26 protein-coding genes and 1 pseudogene are annotated in these 26,047 nt (G+C 62.8%); 16 read left to right on the forward strand and 11 right to left on the reverse strand.

Annotation, left to right across the window (positions count from 1 at the left end; all coding sequences use genetic code 11):
- Positions 1–90: 90 nt before the first annotated feature.
- Entirely contained in the window at positions 91–420 is a 330-nt protein-coding gene (locus Q4G22_RS12255; RefSeq protein WP_303386184.1) for an antibiotic ABC transporter, read from the reverse strand.
- 136 nt (positions 421–556) lie between these two features.
- Here Q4G22_RS12255 and pyrC point away from each other — a divergent pair, with 136 nt between their 5' ends.
- The 8 genes from pyrC (at position 557) to Q4G22_RS12295 (ending at position 9,029) form a co-directional block, all read left to right on the forward strand.
- Positions 557–1,600 (forward strand): dihydroorotase, encoded by a 1,044-nt coding sequence (pyrC, locus tag Q4G22_RS12260; RefSeq protein WP_303386185.1) that lies wholly within the window; start codon positions 557–559, stop codon positions 1,598–1,600.
- Positions 1,597–2,268, forward strand: coding sequence for an orotate phosphoribosyltransferase (locus Q4G22_RS12265; RefSeq protein ID WP_303386186.1), 672 nt, complete (start codon positions 1,597–1,599; stop codon positions 2,266–2,268). Before pyrC ends, Q4G22_RS12265 begins: the two co-directional genes overlap by 4 nt.
- 94 nt (positions 2,269–2,362) lie before the next feature.
- Positions 2,363–3,844, forward strand: a complete 1,482-nt coding sequence (locus Q4G22_RS12270) for a replicative DNA helicase (protein WP_303386187.1) — start codon at positions 2,363–2,365, stop codon at positions 3,842–3,844.
- Complete coding sequence (locus tag Q4G22_RS12275; RefSeq protein ID WP_303386188.1) at positions 3,838–4,191, forward strand: DMT family protein; 354 nt, start codon at positions 3,838–3,840, stop codon at positions 4,189–4,191. The genes Q4G22_RS12270 and Q4G22_RS12275 overlap by 7 nt, the downstream gene beginning before the upstream one ends.
- The gene (locus Q4G22_RS12280) at positions 4,178–5,371 is read left to right on the forward strand and encodes a multidrug effflux MFS transporter (protein ID WP_303386189.1); all 1,194 of its coding nucleotides are present in this window, start codon (positions 4,178–4,180) and stop codon (positions 5,369–5,371) included. The genes Q4G22_RS12275 and Q4G22_RS12280 overlap by 14 nt, the downstream gene beginning before the upstream one ends.
- Positions 5,372–5,653: 282 nt before the next feature.
- Entirely contained in the window at positions 5,654–7,051 is a 1,398-nt protein-coding gene (locus tag Q4G22_RS12285) for a short-chain fatty acyl-CoA regulator family protein (RefSeq protein WP_303386234.1), read from the forward strand.
- A gap of 174 nt (positions 7,052–7,225) precedes the next feature.
- Entirely contained in the window at positions 7,226–8,551 is a 1,326-nt protein-coding gene (locus tag Q4G22_RS12290) for a M23 family metallopeptidase (RefSeq protein ID WP_303386190.1), read from the forward strand.
- A complete protein-coding gene (locus tag Q4G22_RS12295) occupies positions 8,541–9,029 on the forward strand; it encodes a polymer-forming cytoskeletal protein (RefSeq protein WP_303386191.1) in 489 nt (162 codons plus the stop codon). Before Q4G22_RS12290 ends, Q4G22_RS12295 begins: the two co-directional genes overlap by 11 nt.
- Positions 9,030–9,097: 68 nt before the next feature.
- On the opposite strand, the gene Q4G22_RS12300 is transcribed toward Q4G22_RS12295, so the two are convergent.
- A complete protein-coding gene (locus tag Q4G22_RS12300) occupies positions 9,098–9,286 on the reverse strand; it encodes a hypothetical protein (protein WP_303386192.1) in 189 nt (62 codons plus the stop codon).
- A 174-nt stretch (positions 9,287–9,460) separates the two neighbouring features.
- Here Q4G22_RS12300 and Q4G22_RS12305 point away from each other — a divergent pair, with 174 nt between their 5' ends.
- Entirely contained in the window at positions 9,461–9,730 is a 270-nt protein-coding gene (locus Q4G22_RS12305) for a hypothetical protein (RefSeq protein WP_303386193.1), read from the forward strand.
- A gap of 2 nt (positions 9,731–9,732) precedes the next feature.
- Here the strand turns inward: Q4G22_RS12305 and Q4G22_RS12310 are convergent, their stop codons facing one another.
- The 5 genes and pseudogenes from Q4G22_RS12310 to queA form a co-directional block, all read right to left on the reverse strand.
- The gene (locus tag Q4G22_RS12310) at positions 9,733–10,047 is read right to left on the reverse strand and encodes a TraR/DksA C4-type zinc finger protein (protein WP_303386194.1); all 315 of its coding nucleotides are present in this window, start codon (positions 10,045–10,047) and stop codon (positions 9,733–9,735) included.
- A 134-nt stretch (positions 10,048–10,181) separates the two neighbouring features.
- Positions 10,182–11,573 carry a dihydrolipoyl dehydrogenase gene (gene lpdA, locus Q4G22_RS12315; protein ID WP_303386195.1) on the reverse strand — a complete coding sequence of 464 codons (1,392 nt, stop codon included), beginning with the start codon at positions 11,571–11,573 and terminating at the stop codon, positions 10,182–10,184.
- Between the two features lie 45 nt (positions 11,574–11,618).
- Positions 11,619–12,188, reverse strand: a complete 570-nt coding sequence (locus Q4G22_RS12320) for a DUF924 family protein (RefSeq protein ID WP_303386235.1) — start codon at positions 12,186–12,188, stop codon at positions 11,619–11,621.
- 48 nt (positions 12,189–12,236) lie between these two features.
- A pseudogene (locus Q4G22_RS12325) lies at positions 12,237–13,433 on the reverse strand (MFS transporter); the annotation flags it as partial.
- A 3-nt stretch (positions 13,434–13,436) separates the two neighbouring features.
- Positions 13,437–14,507, reverse strand: coding sequence for a tRNA preQ1(34) S-adenosylmethionine ribosyltransferase-isomerase QueA (gene queA / locus Q4G22_RS12330; protein ID WP_303386196.1), 1,071 nt, complete (start codon positions 14,505–14,507; stop codon positions 13,437–13,439).
- Between the two features lie 119 nt (positions 14,508–14,626).
- Between queA and Q4G22_RS12335 the strand changes: the two genes are divergently transcribed.
- Positions 14,627–14,923, forward strand: a complete 297-nt coding sequence (locus Q4G22_RS12335) for a bacterioferritin-associated ferredoxin (RefSeq protein ID WP_303386197.1) — start codon at positions 14,627–14,629, stop codon at positions 14,921–14,923.
- Positions 14,871–15,356 (forward strand): bacterioferritin, encoded by a 486-nt coding sequence (gene bfr / locus Q4G22_RS12340; RefSeq protein ID WP_303386198.1) that lies wholly within the window; start codon positions 14,871–14,873, stop codon positions 15,354–15,356. The genes Q4G22_RS12335 and bfr overlap by 53 nt, the downstream gene beginning before the upstream one ends.
- Positions 15,357–15,435: 79 nt before the next feature.
- Here bfr and Q4G22_RS12345 read toward each other — a convergent pair whose 3' ends face one another.
- Positions 15,436–16,107, reverse strand: coding sequence for an HAD-IA family hydrolase (locus tag Q4G22_RS12345; protein ID WP_303386199.1), 672 nt, complete (start codon positions 16,105–16,107; stop codon positions 15,436–15,438).
- Between the two features lie 102 nt (positions 16,108–16,209).
- Here Q4G22_RS12345 and glmU point away from each other — a divergent pair, with 102 nt between their 5' ends.
- The 3 genes from glmU (at position 16,210) to Q4G22_RS12360 (ending at position 20,399) form a co-directional block, all read left to right on the forward strand.
- The gene (gene glmU / locus Q4G22_RS12350; protein ID WP_303386200.1) at positions 16,210–17,550 is read left to right on the forward strand and encodes a bifunctional UDP-N-acetylglucosamine diphosphorylase/glucosamine-1-phosphate N-acetyltransferase GlmU; all 1,341 of its coding nucleotides are present in this window, start codon (positions 16,210–16,212) and stop codon (positions 17,548–17,550) included.
- Between the two features lies 1 nt (position 17,551).
- Positions 17,552–19,369, forward strand: a complete 1,818-nt coding sequence (gene glmS, locus Q4G22_RS12355) for a glutamine--fructose-6-phosphate transaminase (isomerizing) (protein WP_303386201.1) — start codon at positions 17,552–17,554, stop codon at positions 19,367–19,369.
- A gap of 760 nt (positions 19,370–20,129) precedes the next feature.
- The gene (locus tag Q4G22_RS12360; protein ID WP_303386202.1) at positions 20,130–20,399 is read left to right on the forward strand and encodes a hypothetical protein; all 270 of its coding nucleotides are present in this window, start codon (positions 20,130–20,132) and stop codon (positions 20,397–20,399) included.
- 484 nt (positions 20,400–20,883) lie between these two features.
- Here the strand turns inward: Q4G22_RS12360 and Q4G22_RS12365 are convergent, their stop codons facing one another.
- Positions 20,884–21,762 (reverse strand): DMT family transporter, encoded by an 879-nt coding sequence (locus Q4G22_RS12365; protein WP_303386203.1) that lies wholly within the window; start codon positions 21,760–21,762, stop codon positions 20,884–20,886.
- 39 nt (positions 21,763–21,801) lie between these two features.
- Positions 21,802–22,401: a LysE/ArgO family amino acid transporter gene (locus tag Q4G22_RS12370; protein ID WP_303386204.1), complete on the reverse strand. Its 600-nt coding sequence runs from the start codon at positions 22,399–22,401 to the stop codon at positions 21,802–21,804.
- Between the two features lie 87 nt (positions 22,402–22,488).
- Here Q4G22_RS12370 and Q4G22_RS12375 point away from each other — a divergent pair, with 87 nt between their 5' ends.
- Complete coding sequence (locus Q4G22_RS12375) at positions 22,489–23,328, forward strand: LysR family transcriptional regulator ArgP (protein WP_303386205.1); 840 nt, start codon at positions 22,489–22,491, stop codon at positions 23,326–23,328.
- Between the two features lie 61 nt (positions 23,329–23,389).
- On the opposite strand, the gene Q4G22_RS12380 is transcribed toward Q4G22_RS12375, so the two are convergent.
- Positions 23,390–24,130 (reverse strand): YebC/PmpR family DNA-binding transcriptional regulator, encoded by a 741-nt coding sequence (locus tag Q4G22_RS12380; RefSeq protein ID WP_303386206.1) that lies wholly within the window; start codon positions 24,128–24,130, stop codon positions 23,390–23,392.
- Positions 24,131–24,263: 133 nt separating this feature from the next.
- Between Q4G22_RS12380 and Q4G22_RS12385 the strand changes: the two genes are divergently transcribed.
- Entirely contained in the window at positions 24,264–26,045 is a 1,782-nt protein-coding gene (locus Q4G22_RS12385) for an SLC13 family permease (RefSeq protein ID WP_303386207.1), read from the forward strand.
- Positions 26,046–26,047: the final 2 nt, after the last annotated feature.

The following is a 26,047-nucleotide window of genomic DNA, read 5'->3' on the forward strand; positions in this document are numbered from 1 at the left end:
CGTCCTTCCGATGGTCACAGGTAAGTAGACCATCACATGATGGGACTAAACACCCCCCCTAGCCCCATCATCCCAAAACCGCAGCCAGTATCAGCCGCGACGCTTGGGTTTTACCCGGTAAAGACGCCGGGAATTGGCACGTGTGCGGCGACCATAGGGACGCAGGGCGTCAGACAAAATCTCACCTGGAGCCTCGCCGCGCCAGATGGCGTGATAAGCGGCCTGCGCCGATTCCATCACCGCCTGCTGTTTTTCTGTGACCATGCGCAGTGGTTCAGTCGGAGATTGGGCGGTCAGCCCCATCATTCCGGCCAGCCGCATGGCGATCACCGCCTGCGATTCGAAGCCGATCCGCGCCATCTGTGCCATCAGCATCAGATGCGCCGCCGGATTGGCAAAAGAGTTAAAGGACTTGTGCATACGCCGACCTTTGACCATGGAATTAACCAATAATTGTAGTTCGCGACAGAATGCCGCACAAGAAAAACCTTGGCCACCATCAGTGGCGCAGCGATCTGCTTGGCATCCTCACATGTCGCGTTATACATCGTGCCTTATGAACAAATCACTAACGCTGACGGTTCCCGACGACTGGCATCTTCATCTGCGCGATGGGGCGATGCTGCACGCTGTCGCCGCCCATTCCGCAGGTTTTGGCCGTGCAATCATCATGCCAAATCTGGTGCCCCCGGTGGTGACAGGGGCGCAGGCCGCCGCCTATCGCGACCGGATTATGGCGGCGCTGCCACCGGGCGCGCGGCTGCACCCCCAGATGACGCTGTATCTGACCGATGCGACCGACCCGGCCGATGTGGTGGCCGCGCATCAGGGCGGCATCATCCGCGCGGTCAAGCTGTATCCGGCGGGCGCGACCACCAACAGCGCCAGCGGCGTGACCGATTTCGACCGTGTGCGCCCCGTGTTCGAGGCGATGGCCGAGGCGGGTATTCCGCTGTGCGTTCACGGCGAAGTCACTGATCCTGCTGTCGATATTTTCGACCGCGAGGCGGTGTTCATCGACCGCGTGCTGGACCCGATCCGCCGCGAGACGCCCGGCCTGCGCGTGGTGATGGAACATATCACCACCGCCGAAGGGGTCGCCTATGCCCGCAGCGGTGGCGATGATCTGGGCGCGACAATCACCACGCACCATCTGGTCATCAACCGTAACGCGATCCTCGCCGGGGGCATCCGTCCGCATTATTATTGCCTGCCGGTGGCGAAACGCGAAACGCATCGTCTGGCGCTGCGTCAGGCGGCCACCAGCGGCGAGGCGCGGTTTTTCCTTGGCACCGACAGCGCGCCGCATCCCGACAGCGCCAAGTTGCAGCCCTGCGGCTGTGCGGGCTGCTTTACCGCGCCGAACACCATGTCGATTCTGGCGCAGGTGTTTCAGGATGAAAACGCGCTGGACCGGCTGGAGGCGTTTACCAGCCTGAACGGCGCCGCGTTCTATGACCTGCCGCCAAACGAAGGCAAAATCCGTCTGACCCGGCGCGACACGCCCGCCGAATACCCAACACACATCACCGCCGGGGACGAGACCGTGACCGTCTTTGACCCCGGCTTTCCGCTTTATTGGCATCAGGAGGACGCATGACCCTGCCCTATCCCACGCGCGAGGAAATCGCCCGCCTGTCCGCCCGGATGTTGCTGGACATCAAGGCGGTCGATTTCAACGCCGCGCAACCGTTCACCTATGCGTCGGGTCTGAAAGGGCCGACCTATGTGGATTGCCGCCGTATCATCAGCTTTCCGCGGGTGCGCGCCACGCTGATGGACTTTCTGGCCGCGACCGTGCTGCGCGACGCCGGGTTCGAGGCGTTTGATAACATCGCGGGCGGCGAAACCGCAGGCATCCCCTTTGCCGCCATGGTGGCCGAACGGCTGTCGCTGCCGATGACTTATGTGCGTAAGAAACCAAAGGGTTATGGCCGCAATGCCCGGATCGAGGGCGCCATGACCGAAGGTCAGCGCGTGTTGCTGGTCGAGGATCTGACCACCGACGGCGGCAGCAAGCTGTCTTTTGTCGATGCGATCCGCGAAACCGGGGCAACCTGCGCGCATACCGCCGTTATCTTTTATTACGGCATCTTCCCCGAAACCATCAACCGGCTGGGCGATCATGGCGTGACGCTGCACCATCTTTGCACCTGGTGGGACGTGCTGGCCGAGGCGCGGGCGCAGGCGACCTTTGACGCCGCGACGCTGGATGAGGTCGAGGCATTCCTGCGTGATCCGCGCGCATGGCAGGCTGCGCATCCGTAACTTATCCACAGAACCGCCCCCCGTTATTTTTCGCCGCCGGATTCCATTCGGCGGCGAAATGCGTTAGGCGTAAGGCTTTGTCAGAGGAACCCTCATGAGCGAGATTCGCGCCCTCAGCACCGCCCCGCAACCCGAGGCGGAGCAGCAGACCGTGCCCTTCTCGATCGAGGCTGAACAGCAATTGCTGGGCGCCCTGCTGACCAATAATGACGTGTTTGACCGGATCAGTCAGATCATCAAACCCGATCATTTCTATGAACCTGTCCACGCCCGCATCTTTGACATCTGTTCCGAACGCATCCGCCGCAATGCGCTGGCCAGCCCGGTGACGATCAAGGCATTCATGGAACAGGACGCGGGTCTCAAGGATCTGGGCGGCCCGGCCTATCTGGCGCGGATGGCGGCAGGTGCGATCAGCGCCTATGCCGCGCGCGACTATGCCCAGATGATCCGCGAATTTGCCCTGCGACGCGAGTTGATTACGCTAGGCCAGGATATTGCCGCGCGCGCAGGCACCGTTGCTGTCGATGACGACGCCGAAGAACAGATCAAGGCCGCCGAACAGACGCTTTACAAGCTGGGCGAACAAGGCGTGGCCGAGCGCGGGTTTCAAAGCTTTCTCAAGGCCGTTACCGGCGCGGTCGAGGCGGCAAACGCCGCCTATCAGCGCGATGGCGAGTTGTCGGGCATTTCGACCGGGCTGATTGATCTCGACAAAAAGATGGGCGGGCTGAACAATTCCGACCTGATTATTCTGGCCGGTCGTCCCTCGATGGGCAAAACCTCGCTGGCGACGAACATCGCCTTCAACGTCGCCAAGGCGCATCAGATGGGCGAAAAGCCCGACGGCACCACCGGCACCGTGGCGGGCGGGATCGTCGGCTTTTTTTCGCTGGAAATGTCGGCCGAACAGCTTGCCGCCCGTATCCTGTCCGAAGCCGCCGAGGTCCCGTCAGAACGCATCCGCCGCGGCGATATGGACGAATCCGAATTTCGCCGTTTCGTCGAGGCCGCGCACGCCTTGCAGAACTGCCCCTTGTATATCGACGACACGCCCGCCCTGCCGATCAACCAGCTTGCCGCCCGCGCGCGCAAGCTGAAACGCACCTATGGGCTGGACGTGCTGATGGTGGACTATCTGCAACTGCTCAAAGCCGCGTCGGCCAAGGACAGCCGCGTGAACGAGGTGTCGGAAATCACGCAGGGTCTCAAGGCTATCGCCAAGGAACTGAACATCCCCGTCATCGCCCTGTCGCAGCTGTCCCGTCAGGTCGAAAACCGCGAGGACAAGCGCCCGCAACTGTCCGACCTGCGCGAATCCGGCTCGATCGAACAGGACGCCGACATCGTGATGTTCGTCTTTCGCGAGGAATATTACCGCGAACGCGAAAAACCCTCGGACAGCGATCTGGACGCCATGGCCAAGTGGCAGCAGATCATGGAGGCCGTCCATGGCAAGGCCGAGGTCATCATCGGCAAGCAGCGTCATGGCCCCATCGGCACGGTCGAACTGGCCTTCGAGGGGCAGTTCACCCGCTTTGGCAACCTTGCGCGCGAAAGTCAGTCGCAATGGTAAACCTGCCCGTGCCGGTGGTGACAATCGGCCTGCTGATTGCTTCGAATGTGTTTATGACAGTCGCGTGGTATGGCCACCTGAAATTCAAAGCCGCGCCCCTGATGCTGGTGATTTTCGTCAGTTGGGGCATCGCGCTGTTTGAATACATGATGCAGGTGCCCGCCAACCGCATCGGCCACGGTCATTTCAGCACCGCCCAGTTGAAAACCATCCAAGAGGTCATCAGCCTGACGGTTTTCGCCCTTTTTTCATGGTTTTATCTGGGCGAGAAACTGGGCTGGCAACATGGTGTCGGCTTTGCGCTGATCTGTCTTGGTGCGTGGTTCGTGTTCCATGACTGGAGTTAAGGCACCCTCACTGCTGACGCTGGTGGCGATGGCCGGGCTGGGGGCGCTGGCCACCAACATCTTTCTGCCCTCGCTGCCGCATATGGCGCAGGACTTCGGCACTGATTACGCCACCATCCAGCTTTCGGTGTCGGGTTATCTGGCGACCAGCGCGGTGCTGCAACTGATGATCGGGCCGATCAGCGACCGCTTTGGCCGCCGCCCGGTGATGATCGGCGCGCTGCTGATCTTTCTGCTGGCGACATGTGGAACGTTGCTGGCCACGAATATCTGGCTGTTTTTGCTGTTCCGCATGACGCAAGCCGTATCGGCGGCGGGCATGGTGCTGTCACGCGCGGTGATCCGCGACCTGTCCGGCCCCGATCAGGCAGCCAGCCGCCTGGGCTATGTCACCATGGGCATGTCAGTGGTGCCCATGATGGCCCCGGCTTTGGGCGGCATTCTGGAAGAAACCGTCGGCTGGCACGGCAGCTTTGCCGTCATGCTGGGTGCGGGCGTGGTCGTGCTGATCCTGGTCTGGACGGACCTCAGCGAAACCGCGCAAGGCGGCGGAATACCGCTGCGCCAACAGATCGCGAGCTATCCGGTGCTGGCGCGGTCGGTGCGGTTCTGGGGCTATGCGCTGGCAGCCACCACATCGTCGGGCGCGTTTTTCGCCTATCTGGGCGGCGCGCCGTTTGTGGGGCAGGAAATCTATGGCCTGACGCCGGGGCAACTGGGCTGGTGGTTCGGGGCACCCTCGGTCGGCTATTTCATCGGCAATTATATCTCGGGGCGTTGGTCGGTGCGGTTTGGGATCAACCTGATGGTGCTGGCCGGGTCGATCATCGTCGCCGCTGCGCTGCTGATCGGGCTGGGGCTGGACCTGTGGGGGCTGCGCACGCCGCTGGCGTTCTTTGGGCCGGTGGTGGCGATGGGGCTGGGTAACGGGCTGGTTCTGCCCAGTGCCAACGCTGGTATGATGAGCGTGCGCCCCGAACTGGCGGGCACGGCATCGGGCCTTGGCGGTGCAATGGCGATCGCGGGCGGTGCTGGGCTGGCCGCACTGGCCGCGCGGATGCTGGACAAAGAGGCGGGCGCCACGCCGCTGCTGACGATCATGGTCGCCTCAGCGCTTGGCACCATTGCCGCCATCCTGTGGGTCATGGCGAGAGAGCGGCAGTTGCTGCGGTCCGGTTAACCCACAGGGATCAACCATTTCTTAGGGGTTATCGCCCCATGATGGGCCATGATCGCGAATCTTGGCTCTTTTCTGATGACCCTGATGGCGGTGATCGGTCTGGGTTTTACCCTGCTGATCCCATCGTCAGTTCAGCGCGCACCGGCAGGCTGCGCACCTTTGGCCTCGCCTGCTGTGGCCGGGCCGGATTTGCCCCGGCTTGTCGCGGTATCCGCAACGCGGCCCCTTGCCCAAGATTGTTTGCAAAGGTTACAGCCGGATTTGCAAACCAAGGGGGCGATCATGGCCTTGCAAAAGATTTATGGTGGTGCCGCCTTGCGGGAAACGCGGGCACGGGCATCCCTGTCGCAGCGGGCCTTTGCCGAACGGCTGGGGGTATCGCTGCCCTATCTGTCGCAGATGGAAAACAACCATCGCCCGATCTCTGCCGGGGTTCTGCTGCGGTTGGCGCAGGAGTTCGGCACTGATCTGGCCTCGCTGGCCTCGGGCGATGCGGAACGCATGGTCATCGATCTGCAAGAGGCGCTGGCCGATCCCTTGTTCGACAGCGCGCCGCCTTTGGCCGATCTGCGACTGGCGGCCACGAACACGCCAATGCTGTCACGCGCCTTTCTGGACCTTTACCGCGCGCATCGTCAGGGGCAGGAACGGCTGGCCGCGCTGGACGAAGCCCTGGGCAACGCCGGTCAGAACGCCATGGCCACCCCGTGGGAGGAAGTGCGCGACTTTTTCCACTATTGCGACAATTACATCGACGCCGTGGACCGCGCGGCGGAACGCTTTGCCAGCCCCGACGGGCAGCGTGCCGACCCATGGCACACCGCGGTCGAGGCGCTGGATACGCGCGGCATCAAGGTGCGGCTGGCCGATCTGCCGCCGGGGGCCGTTTTCCGCCGCGAGGGGCGGCAGATCGTGATGAACGCCGCCGCCGATGCCCCCACTCGCAGCTTTCAGTTGCTGCATCAGGTGGCGCTGGAACAACAGCACGACCTGCTTGAAGCGACACTGGATCTGGCCCGGTTCCGCAGCGCAACAGCGCGGGATGTGGCGCGTCTGGGGCTGGCCAACTATTTCGCCGGGGCGGCACTGATGCCCTATTGCAGCTTTCTGAACGCCGCGCGCACGGAACGGCACGATCTGGAGCGGCTGGCGCATCAATTTGGCGCCTCGCTGGAACAGGTGGCGCACCGGCTGTCCACGATGCAGCGCCCTGGCGACAAGGGCGTGCCGTTCTTTTTCGTGCGCGTGGATCAGGCGGGCACCATTACCAAGCGGCATTCCGCGACACGGCTTCAGTTCGCGCGCTTTGGCGGTGCCTGTCCGCTGTGGAACGTGCATCAGGCGTTCGAACAGCCGGGCCGATTTCTGCGGCAACTGGCGCAAACCCCCGATGGCGCACGCTATCTGCTGCTCGCTCGGGATGTATCAAAACCGGCCGGTTCATTCGCCGCATCGATCCGCCGCTTTGCCATCGGGCTGGGGTGCGAGATCAGCCATGCGGCTGCCATGGTGCAGGCCGACGGGCTGGATATTGGCAACCCGCGTGCCTTTGAGCCTATTGGCATTTCGTGCCGAATCTGCCCGCGCACCGATTGCCATCAGCGCGCCGTGCCCCCGATCGACCGCCCGCTGAGGATACCGCAAGACCGATCCGGCCCCTTGCCATACGATATTTCCTAGGGATTTATCCACAATTTAGGCGGGAATCCGCCTGATCGGGCACGTCTTCGCGCATCCACTGACCACTGGTCTCAACGCATGTTGCCATTCAGGCACACATCCCTTTTATCCGTCTGAATATCGAACCAAAGGCGCGCAGGGAAACCGGGCCGCCGAACCTGGGGACGCGCTGATTTGCCCGGACGCATTCTGAACCGACTGAATACCTCGCTGGAACGCTGGCTGCCCGAACAACGGCTGTTTCTTCGCTCTGACAACGCGACGCGCTTTGTCCGGTTGCGTCCGCTGACGCAAATCGTTGCCTTTGGCGGCACGGCGGTGGTGTTTGGCTGGTCGATCATCGCCAGCTCGATCCTGGTGATCGACGCGATCAGCGCCGGTTCATCGCGCGACGACATCCTGCGCGCGCAATCCGCATTCGAGGATCGTCTGGATCAGCTTTCCGCCGAACGCGATGCCCGCGCGGCCGAGGCCGTGGCGGCGCAGCGGCGGTTTTCGGTGGCGCTGGATCAGGTGTCGCAGATGCAATCGCAACTGCTATCGTCCGAGGAACGCCGCCGCGAGCTGGAAACCGGCATGGGCGCGGTGCAGACCACCCTGCGCGACGCCATCGTCGCCCGCGACAGCGCCAAGTCAGAGGCGCGCGATCTGACCGCCGTGATCGAAGAGCAGACCGGCGCCCCCGTTGGCGAAGCGGGGCGCGCGCAGGAATTTTCGGTCGCGCTGGACATTCTGTCGGGCGAGTTGAAAACCACCGCCGCCCAACGCAGCGATGCCGTGCAAGAGGCACATGAAGCCCGCCTTGCCGCCGAGCAACTGACCGTCGAACGCGATCAGATCATTGCCCGTCAGGATGAAATCTTCACTCAGCTTGAAGACGCCGTAGCCCTGTCGGTCGAGCCTCTGAACCGTGTCTTCCGGCAGGCTGGCATGGACCCAGAGGAAGTGCTGCGTCTGGTGCGACGCGGCTATTCCGGTCAGGGCGGCCCGCTGACACCGATTTCCTATTCCAGCAGCGGCAATGCCGCGATTTCCGAGGGCGAGACCCGCGCCAACAAAATTCTGATTACGCTGGATCAGGCCAACACCTATCGCATCGCGCTGGAAAAGGTGCCGCTGGCGATGCCGGTGAAATCCTCGTTCCGCTATACATCGGGCTTTGGTCGTCGCTGGGGCCGCGCGCATGAGGGGATCGACATGGCCGGGCCGGTCGGCACCCCGATCTATGCCACTGCTGACGGCGTTATCAGCTATGCGGGCTGGCAGGGCGCTTATGGCAATCTGATCAAGATTGACCACGAACTTGGCACCGAAACCCGTTACGCCCATCTCAGCAGAATTCGCGTCCGTCCCGGCCAAAGGGTGTCGCAAGGCGATCTGATCGGTGATATGGGAAATACTGGACGCTCGACCGGACCGCATCTGCACTATGAGGTGCGGGTCAAAGGACGGGCCGTGAACCCCATGGAATTCATCAAGGCGGCAAGCAATGTTTTCTAAAACCCGAGTGACCGAAACCGGCAACCGCAGCCAGACCCCGGCGGAAACCTATGTTCCGCCGACGCCCGAACGCACCGATACCCCGGTACCGCAGGCCCCGCGCAACCGACAGGCCCCCTCGGTTCTGTCCTCTGACCTGACCGTGACCGGCAACATCCGCACGCAGGGCGATATTCAGGTCGAAGGCACGGTCGAAGGCGACATCCGCGCGCATCAACTGACCATCGGCGAAACCGCCACCGTCAAGGGCGAGGTCGTGGCCGATGAGGTTATCATCAACGGTCGTATCGTCGGCCGGGTCCGCGGGCTGAAGGTCCGCCTGTCCGCCACAGCGCGCGTCGAAGGCGACATTATTCACAAAACCATCGCCATTGAATCGGGCGCGCATTTCGAAGGTTCGGTGCAGCGTCAGGAAGATCCGCTGCAAGGCGGCAGCGCGAAAAAGCTGCCCCCGCCTGCGGCAGCCGAGACCGAATAAAACAAAAGGGGCCGCAAGGCCCCTTTTCCATGGCAGATCATGCCTTCTCTGCGGCAAGAGAAGCGGCATCAAGGTTCTGATGCGACGATCTGTTTGGCAACGAACCACGACACCGGAACCGACAGCACAGCCCCCGCAGCAGCCCCCGCGATAATCGGCCAGCCGCCGGTAAGGCCCGCAACCAGCACGACAATGACCCCGATACCGGCCAGCGTGCCCATGGCGATGGACAGGATCAGCAGAAAAAGACGCGGCATGACAGCCCCCTTGATAATTCCCTGCTTATTTGTTTAGCAACCCCGCCCAAAACTGCATTGATGCGGATCAAAACCGCACCGCAAACCGCCCCTGCGTCAGCATGTCGCTGCCCGTATCTTTGGTGCGCGTCAGTGGCCGTGTTATGCTGAACACAAAGCTGTGGAGGCGATGAAATGACCACGCTGAATAACATTCTCACCGCATCGGGCCTGTCTGCGGATGATGTCGCAAGGCTGACCGAAGGCCAGGCCAAAGCCGCCGTCAATACCGCGCTGCGTTCGGAATGGCTGATGCAGCACCGGCATGGCACCGGGCAACTGGCCCGCACGGTCTGTGAAGACATCAAGGAAACGCTGCGTCTGGGCGATCTGGATCATGCCCGCACGCTTTATGCCACGCTCAAGGCGGTTCTGTCGGAACAGACCGCCCCGGCAGGTCGCTGAAATCAGGGCGCGCAGGCGGCGCAGAAGGGCGTATCGGGCAGCAATTCCAGTCGCGCGGGGGCAATATCGTTGCCACATTTGACGCAGGCGCCGTATTCGCCCGCATTGATGCGATCCAGCGCGGCGTCGATGCGGCGCACCTCGGCCTGTTCCTGATGGCCAAGCGCCTGCAACACCTCGTCGTCCTGCCGTTCAACCGCGCGTTCTTCCCAATCGGCGGGCGGCGTTTCGTCCAGCCGGTCCTCGATCTCGTTCAGGTTCGACAGCAATTCACGGCGGCGCGCGATCAGAAATTTACGGGCGGCTTCGGGGGTCATGGCTGCTCCTGTTGGCAATTGGCCAAGGTTAGACGCGGGCGGGGCTGCACACTTTGATGTGGGTCAACGTCACGTAAAAACTGGCAGAGAGAGGGATCGCCCCTCCGCCAGTTTCTCAGCAGGATGACGCAATCTTAGAAATGGATCGCACGGCCATAGGCGTCCAGCACGGATTCGTGCATCATTTCCGACAGGGTGGGGTGCGGGAACACCGTTTCCATCAGATCCTGTTCGGTGGTTTCAAGCTGACGCCCGATGACATAGCCCTGGATCAGTTCCGTCACCTCGGCACCAACCATATGCGCGCCCAGCAATTCGCCGGTTTTCGCGTCAAAGATGGTTTTTACCAGACCGTCCGGCTCGCCCAAGGCAATCGCCTTGCCGTTGCCGATAAAGGGAAAACGCCCGACCTTGATGTCATAACCCGCCTCTTTCGCCTTGGCTTCGGTCAGGCCGACGCTGGCGACCTGCGGGTGGCAATAGGTGCAGCCGGCGATAGAGGACGGCTTGACCGGATGTGGATGCTGACCGGCGATCAGTTCGGCAACCATTACACCTTCATGGCTGGCCTTGTGCGCCAACCAGGGTGCGCCCGCCACGTCGCCGATGGCATAAATGCCGTCAACTCCGGTGCGGCAATATTCATCGGTCACGATATGGGTGCGGTCCACCTTGATCCCCAAGGCTTCCAGCCCAAGGTTCTCGACATTGCCGACGATCCCGACGGCTGAAATCACCGTATCGAAATCCTGCGTTTCGGTTTTGCCGCCGACCTCGATATGGGCGGTCACGGTGCTGCCCTTGCGGTCCAGCTTTTTGACCGTGGCCTTTTCCATGATTTTCATGCCCTGCTTGACGAACTGCTTTTTCGCAAAGGCGCTGATTTCCGCATCCTCGACCGGCAGCACACGGTCCATCACCTCGACCACGGTGGTATCGGCACCCAAAGTGTTAAAGAACGACGCGAACTCGATGCCAATCGCGCCCGAGCCGATCACCAACAGCTTTTTCGGCATGTGCGGCGGCTTCAGCGCATGTTTATAGTTCCAGACCAGCTTGCCATCGGGTTCCAGCCCCGGCAGTTCGCGCGCCCGCGCGCCGGTGGCGATGATGATCGACTTGGCGGTGATGTCTTCGGTGCCCTTGTCGGTTTTCACGCTGATCTTGCCGGGGGCGATCAGTTTCGCCTCGCCCATGATCGAGGTCACCTTGTTCTTTTTGAACAGATGGCCGATGCCGCCCGACAATTGCTTGGCCACCCCGCGCGAACGGTCCACCACCTTGCCCAGATCAAAGCCGATCTTGTCGGCGGACAGGCCGAAATCCTTGGCGCGGTGCATCAGGTGGAACACCTCGGCCGAGCGCAGCATCGCCTTGGTCGGGATGCAGCCCCAGTTCAGGCAGATACCGCCCAGATGCTCGCGCTCGATACAGGCGACGTTCAGCCCCAGTTGCGCACCACGGATCGCGGCAACATAGCCGCCCGGCCCTGCCCCGATCACCACCATATCGAAATTCTGAGCCATGCCTTCGTCCCCCAATTCAAAGATAGTTCAGCGTTAAATCAATTTTTACAGGTCATCAAGCGACAGCTTGCCAGACACCAGCGCACCATATCCGCCCGCGTCCATAAGCCGCTGCTCTTGCGGCGAGGCGATGCGGCCAAGCACGGCGTTGCGCCACGGGAACCGGCCAAAACGGGCGATCGTGTCGCGGTGCAGTTCGGCATGGCGCAGGCTTTCGCCGGGCATCCGTTCCGCGAACAGGGCGACGGCGCGGTTCTGGCGATCCAGATCCTCGGCATGTTCGAAGGGCAGATAAAAGAACTGCCGCATCGGTTCGGGGGTCTGCATGTCGAACCCGGCGGCAATCGCGCGTTCGGCGATCTGCACCGCCAGATCATCGGTGGCAAAGGCGCGCGGATCATCGCGGAACATGTTGCGCGGGAACTGATCGGTCAGGATCAGCGCAGCCAGCGCGCCTTCCGCCGTGCTTTCCCACGCGCGGGTCAGCGCCTCGGCATCCTGCCAATCACCCAGAAAGCGGTCGCGGATCGTCTGATCCAGCGCATCCGAACGTTCATACCAGCCCTTTGGCCCGACCTCTGACCAAAATTCGTTGATTTGCTTTGCACGTTCCATTTCACCCTCTCCTCCCTGAGGTTGGTCGGGATTGTCCTCAAGCGCAACCTCGACCGCGACGCGGGTCGCGGTGGGCGAGATCACCGAATAGGTGCCGACCGCACCAATGGCCGCGCGCCGCGTCATCCGCCAGCCAGCATAGCCCGCCAGCACCGCCAGCAGCAGCCCCATATAAAGCCAGAAGCCGTCCGGCCCTGCCACCCCCATTAGCCAGCCGGTGATCGGCGGCCCCGCCATCGCGCCCAGGCCGTTGATGAACAGCAGCCCGGCCGAGGCGGCGGCCATGTCGGCAGTATCCAGATAATCATTCGTATAGGCCAGCAACAATGCGTAAACCGGATTGGCCACGCCCCCCAGCACCGCGCCCGCCAGCGTCAGCCCCAGAATGCCCGGCCCGGTCAGCACCACCAGCGCCACCGTCACCACCCCGACCACGGCCAGCGCCAGCACCAGCACGCGCCGGTCCATCCGGTCCGACAGCCAGCCGACCGGGAATTGCAGCACCAGCCCGCCGATATAGATGGCCGCGACAAAGGACGAGATCTCGGCCACGCTCATCCCCGTTGCGGTGCCCCAGACCGAAGCCATGCCGAACAGCGCCGAAAACACCCCGCCCATCAGAAAGATACCGACGCAGCCCAGTGGCGAGGCGCGGAACAGCCGGCCAAAGGACATCCGCTTGATCGTCTGGAACTGCGGTGCGGGGCTGGCCGTCAGCAGGATCGGCGTAAAAGCCAGCGACACCAGCACCGACGGGATCACGAACAGCAGAAATCCGGCGGGATCAGCCGCGTTCAACAGCAGTTGCGCCGTGATGATGCCGACCATCTGCACGATCATATAGGCCGCCAGTGCCTGCCCCCGGTTTTCGTTGGTGGCACTGGCGTTCAGCCAGCTTTCTGCGGTGATATAGACCCCGCAAAAGGAAAACCCGATCACAAAGCGCAGCGCCGACCAGACGATCCAGTCGGGCGCCACCGGATACAGGATCAGCACGGCCGAGACCATCGACCCAAGTGCCGCAAAGACGCGGACATGCCCGACACCCTGAATCAGCCCCGGCACCATCAGACTTCCGGCCAGAAAACCGCCGTAATAGGCGGCCATGACGACCGACATCTGAAATGTGGCAATCCCCTCGATCCCGCCGCGGATACCCAGCAGCGTGCCCTGCATCCCGTTCCCGACCATCAAAAGCAGAATGCCCAGCAAGAGCGGCCATGAACTGCGCAGAACCGAAAGCATAAATCAGCCCCTTGTCAGACAGTGCGGGTCGGGAATCAGCAGAGAGGCATCCCCGTAGCTGAAGAAACGATAGCCCGTCTCTACCGCATGGCGGTAAATTTTCTGTATCTTTTCCTGCCCCATCAGTGCCGACACCAGCATCAGCAGGGTGGATTTGGGCAGGTGAAAGTTGGTCATCAGCGCATCCGCCACCCGGAACCGATAGCCCGGATAGATAAAAATGTCGGTTTCCGCCGCAAAGGGCGCGACCGTGCCATCCTGTTGCGCGGCCGATTCGATCAGCCTCAGCGCGGTGGTGCCAACCGGGATGATCCGCCCGCCCGCCGCCCGCGCGGCATTGATCGCCTGCGCGGCCTGCGGCGTCACCTCGCCCCATTCGGCGTGCATCTTGTGGGTGGTGACGTCATCGACCTTGACGGGCAAAAACGTGCCCGCGCCGACATGCAGGGTGACATGGGTCATGCCAACACCGCGCGCGGCAATCGCATTCAGCAGCGGCTGGTCGAAATGCAGGCTGGCGGTGGGCGCGGCCACGGCGCCGGATCGCGCGGCCCAAACCGTCTGGTAATCGGTGCGGTCCTGATCGTCGGGCGCGCGCAGCGCCGCGATATAGGGGGGCAGCGGCATCTGTCCGGCGCGGTCCAGCGCCGCGTCGAAATCGGCGCCCTGCGCGTCGAAATGCAGGGTCAGTTCGCCATCTTCAAGACTGGCGACAGTGGCGGACAGAGCGTCGGAAAACCGGATCACCTCGCCCGGCCGCAGCTTGCGCAGCGGCTTGGCCAGCGCGCGCCAGCCGCTGGCGACGGGTTCCAGCAGCGTGACCTCGATCCGGGCCACGGCCTCGCCCTGCGGGGTCTGCCGGGCACGCGTGCCGCTGAGCCGCGCGGGAATCACACGGGTATCATTCAGCACCAGCAGATCGCCGGGACGCAGGAAATCAGGCAGATCCGCCACATGATGATCGGCCACGCCATCCCCCTGCGCCACCAGCAGCCGGGCCGAGGATCGGGGCCGCGCGGGCCGGGTGGCGATCAGCCCCTCGGGCAGGTGAAAATCGAAATCATCCAGCTTCATCCATGTGTTTTCCGCGTCGCGCCGCCCAAGGTCAAGCAGGCGTGAGTTTCAGATGGAATTTGTCAGGTTTACATTGCCGACAATTATGGTAAGAGTTTCCCAACCGCAGGGAGCGCGCCATGATTATCTGTCACTGCACCGGCATCACCGACCATCAGATCCGCAGCGCCGTTGACTGGATGCGGGCGTCGGATGCGGATACGATCATCACGCCGGGCAAGATTTACCGTGCCCTGGGCTATCGCGCTGATTGTGGCGGGTGCTTGCCGCTGTTTCTGGACACTATGCGTGGATGCGATAATATAGGGGTCGCGCCGCCAGTTCTGCGGACAAACAAAGCACTGAAACAACGGAGCGATTCCCATGAAGGGCGACAGCAAGGTCATCGAGTATCTGAACGCCGCACTGCGGTCTGAACTGACTGCGGTCAGCCAGTATTGGCTGCATTACCGGCTGCAAGAAGACTGGGGCTATGGTCACATCGCCGACAAGTCGCGCGCCGAATCAATCGAGGAAATGAACCACGCCGATCGCCTGATCCAGCGTATCATCTTTCTCGAAGGGCATCCGAATCTGCAAAAGCTGGACCCTCTGCGCATCGGTCAGAACCTGAAAGAAACGCTCGAGGCCGATCTGGCTGGCGAACATGACGCCCGCACCCTGTATATCGAAGCGCGCGAGCATTGCGAAAAGGTCGGCGATTACGTCAGCAAAGCCTTGTTCGAGGATCTGATCGCCGATGAAGAAGGTCACATCGACTTTCTGGAAACCCAGATCGAACTGCACGATACGCTGGGTGCCGAAAAATACGGCCTGCTCAACGCCAAACCGGCCAGTCAGGCGGAATAACGGCACGGTCGGTCCGGGGTCAGCCCCGGACCCCCGACGTGTTTATCACAAACGGCAAGGGGCATGGCGGCCCCTTTTTTCATGCCAGCCAATCGGCGGCCAGATCGGGCAGATCGTCGAAATGGTGCAGCAAGGCGTCGGGGGCCAGACGTTTGATCGCCTCGCCTTCCGGGCCAAAAGTGACAAGGGCAACGGGCACGCCCGCGGCGGCAGCGGTTTTCCGGTCGGTTTCGGTATCGCCGACCAGAAAGGATGCCGCGCCCGCGCGGGCCGCATCGACAGCCGCCTGATAGGGCCGCGGGTCGGGTTTGCGCACGGGCAGCGTATCGGCACCGATCAGGCTGGCAAAGGCCTGCCGGATGCCCAGCTCGCGCAGCAGGGTTTCGGCCAGCCCCTGGGGTTTGTTGGTGCAGACGGCCAGCGCGTGCCCCTGCCCGGCCAGCCGTTCCAGCGCGGTTTCGACGCCGGGATACAGCCGGGTGTGGGTGGCGATGGCCGCACTGTAATGTTCCAGCAGATGCAGAAAATCCTGATCCTCGGCACCGGGCGGCAGCAGCCAGCCTTGGGGAAGGCGCGCATATCCGGCCCGCAGCATGGCGCGTCCGCCGTGAAAGGCGGTCAGCGCATCGGCCACCGGGTCCAGAAGCGGCGGCAGGCCGCGCGCGGTAAAGCAGCTATTCGCCGCCGCGATCAGATCGCCCGAGGTATCGGCCAGCGTTCCGTCAAGGTCGAACACCACAACGCCCGTCATTTCCGTAACCTTCCGTCAAGATAAGTGATCGCTCGGGACTTTCGTCCCGTCGCCGCCGTGGTTAGAACGCCCGCGACAGAAGTTCAAACGGCGGGATAGTTGATGCGTGATAAACCTGTTGCACTGATCGTGCTGGCGGCGGGGCAAGGCAGCCGGATGCAATCCGATCTGCCCAAGGTGCTGCACCGGCTGGGGGCGGTGCCGCTGGTCGGGCACGCGCTGGCCGCCGGGCGGTCGCTGGACCCCGAACAGGTGATCGTGGTTGCCGGTCACGGTGCCGATCTGGTCCGCAAGGCGGTGGCCAAGCTGGACCCGGATGCGCAGATCGCCTTGCAGGAACAGCAGCTCGGCACCGGCCATGCCGTGCAGCAGGCGATGCCCTTGCTGGAAGGGTTCGGCGGTCGGGTGATCGTGCTCTATGGCGACACGCCGTTTATCGGCGAAGATACGCTGGCGCGGCTGGCGGGGCATGATGCCGATGTGGTCGTGCTGGGGTTCGAGGCGGCTGATCCGGGCCGTTATGGCCGTCTGGTTGTGTCCGGCAACGGGCTGGAACGGATCGTCGAATACAAGGACGCGACCGAGGCGGAACGCGACATCGCGCTCTGCAATTCCGGTGTGATGGCGCTGGATGCCGATTTGCTGCGCGCCCTGATCGGGCAGTTGCGGGCAGAAAACGCCGCCGGGGAATATTACCTGACCGATCTGGTCGCGCTGGCCCGTGCCGCCGGGCGGCGGGTCGATGTCGTCACCTGCGACGAGGCCGAGACGCTGGGCATCAACACCCGCGTCGAATTGGCCGCCGCTGAAACCGCGTTTCAGGCCCGCGCCCGCGCCGCCGCGATGGATAACGGCGTGACGCTGACTGATCCGGGAACCGTCTGGTTTGCGCAGGATACCGTCATCGGGCGCGATGCCGTGATCGGACCGAATGTCGTGTTCGGGCCGGGTGTCACCGTCGAAAGCGGGGCCGAAATCCTGCCGTTTTGCCATCTCGAGGGCTGCCACGTCAGCGCCGGTGCCACCGTCGGCCCGTTCGCGCGGCTGCGGCCCGGTGCGGAACTGGGGGCCGATGTGCATGTCGGCAACTTTGTGGAAATCAAGAACACGGTGCTGGATGAAGGGGTCAAGGTCGGCCACCTGACCTATCTGGGCGATGCCCATGTGGGCGAGGCGACCAATATCGGCGCGGGCACCGTCACCTGCAATTATGACGGTGTGGGCAAGCATCGCACCGAAATCGGCGCACGGGCCTTTATCGGTTCGGATACGATGCTGGTCGCCCCGGTGCGGGTCGGCAATGACGCAATGACCGGATCGGGCAGCACCATTACCGAAGACGTGCCGGATGGCGCGCTGGCCATCGGCCGGGCGCGTCAGGTGACAAAGCCGGGGCTGGCGCTGCGGCTGATGGCGGCGCTCAAGTTGAAAAAGGGTAAATGAAATGTGTGGTATCGTCGGAATTCTGGGCAATCACGAGGTCGCCCCGCAGCTGGTCGAGGCGCTGAAGCGGCTGGAATATCGCGGCTATGACAGCGCCGGGATCGCCACCGTCGATGACACCGGCACGCTGGATCGTCGCCGCGCCGTCGGCAAGCTGGTGAACCTGTCCGACCGCCTGGTGCACGAGCCGCTGACCGGCCGCGCCGGGATCGGCCACACCCGCTGGGCCACGCATGGTGCGGCGACCGAAGGCAATGCCCACCCGCACCGCTTTGGCCCGGTGGCGGTGGTCCATAACGGCATCATTGAAAACTTCCGCGATCTGCGCGCCGAACTGGCCGAGGCGGGCATCGAGGCACAGACCGAAACCGACACCGAAACTGTTGCCCTGCTGACCGGGCACCACATGGCGCAAGGCATGACCCCGGTCGAGGCGGCGCGGGCGACGCTGGCGCGGCTGCATGGTGCCTTTGCGCTGGCCTTTATCTTCGACGGTCAGGGCGATCTGATGATCGTCGCCCGCAAGGGCAGCCCGCTGGCCATCGGCCACGGAACAGGTGAAATGTTCGTCGGCTCTGACGCCATCGCGCTGGCCCCCTTTACCGACAAGATCACCTATCTCGAAGACGGCGATCACGCCATCCTGACCCGCGCCGGGGCCGAGATCTATGACGCCAACGGCAACCGTGCCAACCGCGACATGGCCCGCATCGACGTGGGCGCGACGGCCATCGACAAGGGCGGCTATCGCCACTTCATGGCCAAGGAAATCGCCCAGCAGCCCGCCGTTCTGGGCGATGTGCTGTCGCATTACGTCAAGGGTGACCGGATCGTGCTGCCCGATGCGGTCGATTTCACCAGCGTGGACCGGGTGATTCTGGTCGGCTGCGGCACGGCGCATCTGGCGGGGCATGTGGCGAAATACTGGTTCGAACAGATCGCCGGCCTGCCCTGCGACATCGACATCGCATCCGAATTCCGCTATCGCGAGCCGCCCTTGTCGGATCGCAGCTTTGCGATTTTCGTCAGCCAGTCGGGGGAAACCGCCGACACGCTGGCCGCGCTGCACTATGCGCAGGACAAGGTGGCCAAGACGCTGGGCGTGGTCAACGTCGGCACCTCTGCCATCGCCCGCGAATCCGACATCGCCCTGCCGACGCTGGCCGGGATCGAGGTCTGCGTGGCATCCAGCAAGGCGTTCACCTGCCAATTGGCCGTGCTGGCCGTGCTGGCGCTCAAGGCCGCCGCCGACCGGGGCCGTCTGGATGATGCCGCACTGGCCGCGCATCTGAACGACCTGCGCGCCATCCCCGGCCTGCTGAATCAGGCGCTGGCCGTGGCGGATGACTGCCGCGCACTGGCCGACTGGCTAGCCGAGGCGCAGGACGTTCTGTATCTGGGTCGCGGCGCGCTGTATCCGGTAGCGCTGGAAGGCGCGCTCAAGCTGAAAGAACTGTCCTACATCCACGCCGAAGGTTACGCCTCGGGTGAATTGAAACACGGTCCCATCGCCCTGATCGACCGCAATGTGCCGGTGGTGGTGCTGGCCCCGCGCGACGCGCTGTTCGAAAAAACCGTCTCGAACATGCAAGAGGTGATGGCCCGCCATGGTCAGGTCTTGCTGATCTCTGACGCCGATGGCGTGACCGAGGCAGGCGAAGGCGTGCGCGCGGCGATCACCATGCCTGCGGGCGGCGGAGCCTTTGCCGCAATCCTTTACGCGGTGCCGATGCAATATCTGGCCTATTACACCGCAGTCGCCAAAGGAACCGACGTAGACCAGCCCCGCAATCTGGCGAAATCGGTGACAGTGGAATAGGCCGCCACACAGCCGGGGGCACAAACCCGCGCCACACCCGCGTCAGGCGGGCTTCCCTTGGGGAACCCTGCCTGACCGTGCCCTCCACCATGACAAATGCGGCACGAGTTCACGGCTGATGACCTGCCTGTGTCCTGACCGCCCCCTTGCGGGAACGGGGCGCCCTGCCCCCGGATAGCCGACCCAATCTCGTCACAAATGCCTTTTGCGGGAACAAAGAACAGCCGTCCATGGCCCAAACCGCACCCGGATCAAGATCGTGCCGGGCAGTTGCCCCATCCGCAATAAAAACACAAACCGCCACGCGCCATGTGGCAAAATGGATAGCCAACGGTTTCACAAAGCCCCCGGATCAAGACATTTCTCGTGAACAATGCAGGGCATACACCTGAGAATATTATTATTTTTACCCGCCCACTTGCCGAACCAGCCTTTGCTCTGAACAATGTGCCGCCGATAACCTTGGGCACGCCACGGCTTGCGCATAGCCCTGCTGACGGTGGACTGTCGGGCAACTGCCATGAGATCGTCTGCCGTATTTGACACAGACACGCGCATGATGGCCTCGGACATCGCCTTTGCGATGCTCAGAACCCCAAGGGGCAGTCCGTCTTTTCTGGCCCGGAGCTAATCCCCGCTCGGGGACTGAATAGCTATCAGGCCCACAGGGCCTGCATGGCTTTATCCGAGAGGAATCCGGGCGCGTTGCCCGCAATCTGAAAAGAATTCCGATCTTCGCCGCCTATTTCACGCCGTGACGATGAGAAACGATTGCGGCGGCTTGCTGACCCTTGGGCTTGGGCGCTTTTCCCTGCGCTGGATCAGCCTCATCAGCGGCCCACTTGAATATAAAAATCTTGGGCACAGCATCCATTTTCACGCCTCATTTTCTATCATCGGCCCAAACCGCACCCGGATCATGGTCCGCGCGGCAGCGCCGCTAAAGGTTCATGCATGGGTCATGGATGCGGCGATCCAGTCACCATCCACGCCCGGATTGACACCTGCACCGAGACACACAACAAATTAATAATAAACTATTTTATTGACTTGATGGCATTTTATAAACGCCTGAAAGCCTCTCAAACACCCCACAGCAAAATCAGGACTCACATATCCCATCGACCCCGCTGACAGGGTTCAAATGTCCAATCGCTCTCACGCCGACACTCCACCAGCCCCGGAAAGCCGTATTTCGTTGCCTCTGCCCGGATGGAAATCATGGCTTCATATGTCTGGTATCAACGGCAGCAGCATGATCGCCCTTGATGTGCGTCTGATGGCGGCCCAACATCCCGCCGCCCGATCCGCCGTCATGCTTTTTGACCCGCTTCTGACAGGCAACACCCGCCAGGCTGTGCACAGGCTGTGTACAGCATGTGCACAGGTTGTGCACGACCTGTGCAGCCAAAAACCCAATAAATGCTGGCTTTTTCGGCCCTGCCCCAGCGCAGGTTGCGCAACGCACCGCACGCTGCCGTTGCCTCAGACCTTAGTCGTATCCGCAGGCGGTGTCACCGCGCGCCCTCTGCCCCCGCCTCGCGCCAGGTGATATAGCTGATCGCCCCGATCATCAGCGCCCCGCCAAGGATGACCCAAGCGTCCAGCGGTTCGTGAAAGGCGAACCAACCCAGCAGCGCGGCCCAGATCAGTTGCAGGAATGTCACCGGCTGCGTGACCGTCAGCGGTGCCGCGGCAAAGGCGCGGGTCATCGTGTAATGCCCCAGCGTCGCAAAGACCGCGACCAGCCCCAGACCAGCGACCTGCGCCAGCGTCGGCGGCACCCAGACAGCCGCAGCCAGAGGGGCCAGACCAACGGTCACGGTCAGCGACATCATCGCCACCACCACCGCCGGAGAAGCAAGTAAAGACAATCTCTTAGCTACCAGATATGATGTCCCGAAACAGATCACCGCCGCGACTTGCGCCAGATGGCCGGGGTCCAGCGCGCGGATACCGGGGCGCAGCACGATCACCGCGCCCAGAACCGCCACGGCGATCGCGGCCATGCGCCGGGTTGAAATCCGCTCGCCCAGAAACAGCGCCGCGCCAACCATAACCACCACCGGATTCAGGTATCCGATAGCTGTAACCTCGGCGACAGGGATGCGCGCCACGCCATAAAACCACGCCACCACTGCCGCCAGATGCAGCGCGCCGCGCAGCCCGAACAGCCGCCAGACCGGGCCAGAAAACCCCGTCCGCAGCGCCGGAACCAGCACCGGCCCCAGAAAAACAAGGCCAAAACAGAACCTTATGAAAGCCGCCTGCGGTGCGGGCAAGGCCCCATCCAGCGCACGCACAATGCCGCTGACGGCGACAAAGCTCAGCCCCGTCGCCACCATCCATGCAATCCCGGTCAGGTCGCTGCGCGTCTGCTGGTCCATCCGCATGACCGCGACCTTGCCGGGAAGCCGGGCCAAGAACAAGGCTCAGCCATGCAGAATCAAGCCCAAGGCGATGGCCCACATCACCAGCCCGATCAGCACGTCCAGCACCTGCCACGCACGCGGACGGGCAAACAGGGGCGCCAGCCAACGCGCACCATAACCCAATGAAAAGAAAAACAGAAATGATCCGGTCATCGCCCCCGCAGCAAAGGTTCCCTTATCCGCAAACCGCGCCGAAACCGCACCCAGCAGCACCACCGTATCCAGATAGACATGCGGATTCAGCCATGTCAGCGCCGCCACCGTGGCCAATGCTGCGCCCAGACTGCCCGTGCCCCCACTCGCCCGCAGCACCGATGCCCCCGTCGCCGCCGCCCGGAACGCCCGCGCACCATACCAGATCAGAAACGCCGCACCGCCCCACCGCATCAGCGGCAGAAACCACGGCACCGCCTGCGCCAAGGCACCCGCCCCGGCAACCCCGGCGGCAATCAGCAACGCATCCGACACGGCGCAGAACAAACAAACAGCAAAGACATGACTGCGCAGCAGCCCCTGTTTCAGCACGAAAGCGTTCTGCGCCCCAATCGCCACGATCAACGACAACCCCGTGCCAAGCCCTGTAAAAAATGCCGGTCCCATATGCAGTCCTTTCATCCGTCACTTGCCAGTCGCACAGACCAAGGGTTTAATCGAACTCATCTTTCTGATGCTTATTAAGTTTTCTTTATGCTCGACTATCCCGCCCTCGCCGCCCTTGCCGAAATCATCCGCCGCGGCTCGTTCGAGGCCGCAGCCGCTGCGCTGCATGTCACCCCTTCGGCAATTTCCCAGCGGATCAAAGGGCTAGAGGAAAAGATGGGCACGGTCCTGATCCATCGCGGCCCGCCCGCCACCGGCACGGCACAGGGGTTGCGACTGATGCAGCATCTCGATCAGGTGCGGCTGCTGGAACAGGGGCTAAGCCGCGATGTCAGTCCCGCCACCCTGCGCATTGCCGTCAACGCCGACAGCCTTGCAACATGGTTCCCGCCGGTGCTGACCGCCCTTGACGCGCTTTATGATCTGGTGATCGACGATCAGGACCACGCCCGCGACTGGCTGCGCAAGGGCGAGGTCTCGGCCGCGATCACCTCCAACCCCGACCCGGTGCCGGGCTGCGATGTCATCTCGCTGGGCAAGATGCGCTATCTGGCCATGGCCCGACCGGAGTTCATCACCCGTCACTTCGCCGACGGCATCACCGCGACAACGCTGGCCAAGACCCCGGCTGTCATCTTCAACGCCAAGGACGGCGCGCAATCGCAATGGGCCAAGGCGCTGACCGGCCAAACCCTGCACCTGACCGGCCACCGGATCCCCTCATCCGAGGCGTTCGCCCGCGCCGTCGAACTGGGCCTGGGCTGGGGCATGATCCCGGAAACCATGGCCACGCCAAGGCTCGCCCCGCTGACAGCGCAACCGCTGGACATCCCGCTTTACTGGCAGGTTCAGCGGGCTATGAAACCCGCCCTCGCCCCACTGACCGCAGCCATAAAGAAAAAGGCCGCAGAAAACCTGCGGCCCTAGGCATCTCTGGTCTGTAAATATCCCGGGGGTCTGGGGGCTGGCCCCCAGTCCGGCCGCGCCATCAAAGCTGCGCCGCAACCTCGTCCGACAGTTCGAAATTGCCTGTGACGTTCTGAACGTCATCGTCATCTTCCAGTGCCTCGATCAGCTTCATCAGCTTTTGCGCCGTTTCCAGATCAATCTCGGTCGGGGCCTGCGGTTTCCAGATCAGCTTGGCGGTTTCCGATTCACCCAAGGCCGCCTCCAGCGCGGTAGATACCTCGTTCAGATCGGTGTCGGCGCAATAGATCCAATGCCCGTCCTCGTCCGATTCCACATCCTCGGCCCCGGCCTCAATCGCGGCCATCATCACCGTATCGGCATCGCCGACGCTGGTGGGATACATGATCTCGCCCTTGCGGTCGAACATGAACGCGACCGAACCAGACTGCCCCAGATCGCCGCCGTGCTTGGTGAAATAGGACCGCACGTTCGACGCCGTGCGGTTACGGTTGTCTGTCATCGCCTCGACCATGATCGCGACACCGTTGGGACCATAGCCTTCGTAACGGATCTCGTCATAGTTTTCGGCATCGCCGCCCAAGGATTTCTTGATCGCGCGGTCGATCACATCCTTGGGGACGGAGTTCGACTTGGCCTCTTTCACCGCCAGTCGCAGGCGGGGGTTCTTTTCAGGGTCAGGGTCGCCCATCTTGGCGGCCACGGTAATTTCCTTGGCCAGTTTGGAAAACAGTTTCGAGCGGATCGCATCCTGCCGCCCCTTGCGGTGCTGGATGTTGGCCCATTTGGAATGGCCTGCCATTGGTTCGTCCTTGCCATCGTCATACTGAAAATCGGCCTGTTTTTATCCACACAGGCGCTCTGCTGCAAGCAACCCTTTGTGACCCGCGCGCGTTGAGTGCAACGATCCCGCACATCCCGGCATTGGAGACCCCATGACCACACCACAGATCACCCTGTTCGCGATCTTTGGCGCGGTGATGATCCTGATGATCTGGGGCAAGTGGCGTCACGATCTGATCGCCTTTGCCGGGCTGATGGCGGGCGTGCTGACCGGGGTCGTCCCCGCCGCCGAGGCATTCAGCGGCTTTGGCCATCCGGCCACCATGGTAGTGGCGCTGGTGCTGGTGGCGACGGCCGGGCTGATGCGTTCGGGCGTAGTGTCCCTGCTGACGAAATTCCTGTCCCGCCCGAAATGGCCCGTCACCCTGCACATCGCCGTCATGGGCGGGGTGGGGGCCGCGCTGTCGGGCTTTATGAACAACATCGCCGCTTTGGCGATCCTGATGCCGACCGATATGCAGGTGGCGCGCAAGGCGGGGCGTGCGGCGGCCCTGACACTGATGCCGCTGGCCTTCGCCACCATTCTGGGCGGAATGCTGACCATGATCGGCACCCCGCCCAACCTGCTGGTATCCGGCTTTCGTCAGGATGTGATCGGCGAGCCGTTCCGCATGTTCGACTTTCTGCCCGTTGGCGGTGCGGTGGCGGCGGCCGGGCTGGCCTTTATCGCGCTGGTCGGCTGGCGGCTGATTCCGCGCCACGCCACCGAAACCCCTGCCGACGATGCCGAAGCCAAGGTGCGCGATTACATGGCCGAACTGGTCGTGCCCGAAGGATCGTCGGCCATCGGTAAAATGGTCGCGGATCTGGACGAAAGCGCCGAAAAGGCGGATGTGGCGATCCTTGCCGTGCGCCGGGGCGAGATGCGGCTGTCGGGCCTGACCCGCGCCATTACGCTGCAACAGGGCGACCGGCTGCTGGTCGAGGCGGCACCGGCGGCACTGGATGAATTCCGCTCGGACCTTCGTCTGGCCTTTCCCGATGGCCACGGCGACAGCATCCCCCGCGCCGGCGGCGAGGGGCAGTCGCTGGTCGAATGCGTCGTCCCCGAAAACGCGCGCGTCGTCGGCCACACCGCCCGCAGCCTGCGCCTGTCCAGCCAGTTCAACACCGTGCTGATGGGCATTCAGCGCCGCGGGCGGACCATCCGACAAAATCTGCGGCAGGTGCGCGTCGAACCCGGCGACATTCTGCTGTTGCTGGTCCCCGAAGACCGGGACGAAGAAATCATCGCGAATCTGGGCTGCCTGCCCCTGGACGGTGCCTGGCTGACAGTGACGAAAGAAAACCGGATGTGGCTGGCCTTCAGTCTGTTTCTGGCCGCAATCGGCGCCACGACGATGGGCTGGATAACAATGCCCGTCGCGCTTGGCTGCGTCACAGTCTGCTATGTCCTGTTCAAAATCCTGTCGCTGGACGAAATCTATACCCATATCGACTGGCCGGTGATCGTGCTGCTGGGCGCGATGATCCCGCTGGGGCTGGCGTTGGACACCACCGGCGGATCGGCGCTGCTGGCATCGGGGCTGGCCGCCATAACGCAGGGTTATCCGGCATGGGTAGCGCTGGTTTTGCTAATGATTGCCACGATGACCTTATCGGATGTGCTGAACAACAACGCGACCACGATTCTGGCCGCGCCGGTGGGTATCCGCCTGGCCGAACAGTTGAACGTGAACCCCGACGCCTTTCTGATGGGCGTTGCGGTATCCGCATCCTGCGCATTTCTGACCCCGATCGGGCATCAGAACAACACGCTGATCCTTGGCCCCGGCGGCTATCGCTTTGGCGATTACTGGCGCATGGGCCTGCCACTGGAAGTTCTGGTGATGGCGGTATCCGTGCCGATGCTGCTGATCGTCTGGCCGCTGTGACC

The organism is Paracoccus sp. (in: a-proteobacteria), assembly GCF_030538655.1.
In the GTDB taxonomy this organism is placed as follows: domain Bacteria; phylum Pseudomonadota; class Alphaproteobacteria; order Rhodobacterales; family Rhodobacteraceae; genus Paracoccus.

Coding starts and splice junctions, on each gene's coding strand:
- Q4G22_RS12255 (WP_303386184.1), bottom strand. CDS start 420: ATGCACAAGTCCTTTAACTCTTTTGCCAATCCGGCGGCGCATCTGATG.
- pyrC (WP_303386185.1), top strand. CDS start 557: ATGAACAAATCACTAACGCTGACGGTTCCCGACGACTGGCATCTTCAT.
- Q4G22_RS12265 (WP_303386186.1), top strand. CDS start 1,597: ATGACCCTGCCCTATCCCACGCGCGAGGAAATCGCCCGCCTGTCCGCC.
- Q4G22_RS12270 (WP_303386187.1), top strand. CDS start 2,363: ATGAGCGAGATTCGCGCCCTCAGCACCGCCCCGCAACCCGAGGCGGAG.
- Q4G22_RS12275 (WP_303386188.1), top strand. CDS start 3,838: ATGGTAAACCTGCCCGTGCCGGTGGTGACAATCGGCCTGCTGATTGCT.
- Q4G22_RS12280 (WP_303386189.1), top strand. CDS start 4,178: ATGACTGGAGTTAAGGCACCCTCACTGCTGACGCTGGTGGCGATGGCC.
- Q4G22_RS12285 (WP_303386234.1), top strand. CDS start 5,654: ATGGCCTTGCAAAAGATTTATGGTGGTGCCGCCTTGCGGGAAACGCGG.
- Q4G22_RS12295 (WP_303386191.1), top strand. CDS start 8,541: ATGTTTTCTAAAACCCGAGTGACCGAAACCGGCAACCGCAGCCAGACC.
- Q4G22_RS12300 (WP_303386192.1), bottom strand. CDS start 9,286: ATGCCGCGTCTTTTTCTGCTGATCCTGTCCATCGCCATGGGCACGCTG.
- Q4G22_RS12305 (WP_303386193.1), top strand. CDS start 9,461: ATGACCACGCTGAATAACATTCTCACCGCATCGGGCCTGTCTGCGGAT.
- Q4G22_RS12310 (WP_303386194.1), bottom strand. CDS start 10,047: ATGACCCCCGAAGCCGCCCGTAAATTTCTGATCGCGCGCCGCCGTGAA.
- lpdA (WP_303386195.1), bottom strand. CDS start 11,573: ATGGCTCAGAATTTCGATATGGTGGTGATCGGGGCAGGGCCGGGCGGC.
- Q4G22_RS12320 (WP_303386235.1), bottom strand. CDS start 12,188: ATGGAACGTGCAAAGCAAATCAACGAATTTTGGTCAGAGGTCGGGCCA.
- queA (WP_303386196.1), bottom strand. CDS start 14,507: ATGAAGCTGGATGATTTCGATTTTCACCTGCCCGAGGGGCTGATCGCC.
- Q4G22_RS12335 (WP_303386197.1), top strand. CDS start 14,627: ATGATTATCTGTCACTGCACCGGCATCACCGACCATCAGATCCGCAGC.
- bfr (WP_303386198.1), top strand. CDS start 14,871: ATGAAGGGCGACAGCAAGGTCATCGAGTATCTGAACGCCGCACTGCGG.
- Q4G22_RS12345 (WP_303386199.1), bottom strand. CDS start 16,107: ATGACGGGCGTTGTGGTGTTCGACCTTGACGGAACGCTGGCCGATACC.
- glmU (WP_303386200.1), top strand. CDS start 16,210: ATGCGTGATAAACCTGTTGCACTGATCGTGCTGGCGGCGGGGCAAGGC.
- glmS (WP_303386201.1), top strand. CDS start 17,552: ATGTGTGGTATCGTCGGAATTCTGGGCAATCACGAGGTCGCCCCGCAG.
- Q4G22_RS12360 (WP_303386202.1), top strand. CDS start 20,130: ATGAGAAACGATTGCGGCGGCTTGCTGACCCTTGGGCTTGGGCGCTTT.
- Q4G22_RS12365 (WP_303386203.1), bottom strand. CDS start 21,762: ATGCGGATGGACCAGCAGACGCGCAGCGACCTGACCGGGATTGCATGG.
- Q4G22_RS12370 (WP_303386204.1), bottom strand. CDS start 22,401: ATGGGACCGGCATTTTTTACAGGGCTTGGCACGGGGTTGTCGTTGATC.
- Q4G22_RS12375 (WP_303386205.1), top strand. CDS start 22,489: ATGCTCGACTATCCCGCCCTCGCCGCCCTTGCCGAAATCATCCGCCGC.
- Q4G22_RS12380 (WP_303386206.1), bottom strand. CDS start 24,130: ATGGCAGGCCATTCCAAATGGGCCAACATCCAGCACCGCAAGGGGCGG.
- Q4G22_RS12385 (WP_303386207.1), top strand. CDS start 24,264: ATGACCACACCACAGATCACCCTGTTCGCGATCTTTGGCGCGGTGATG.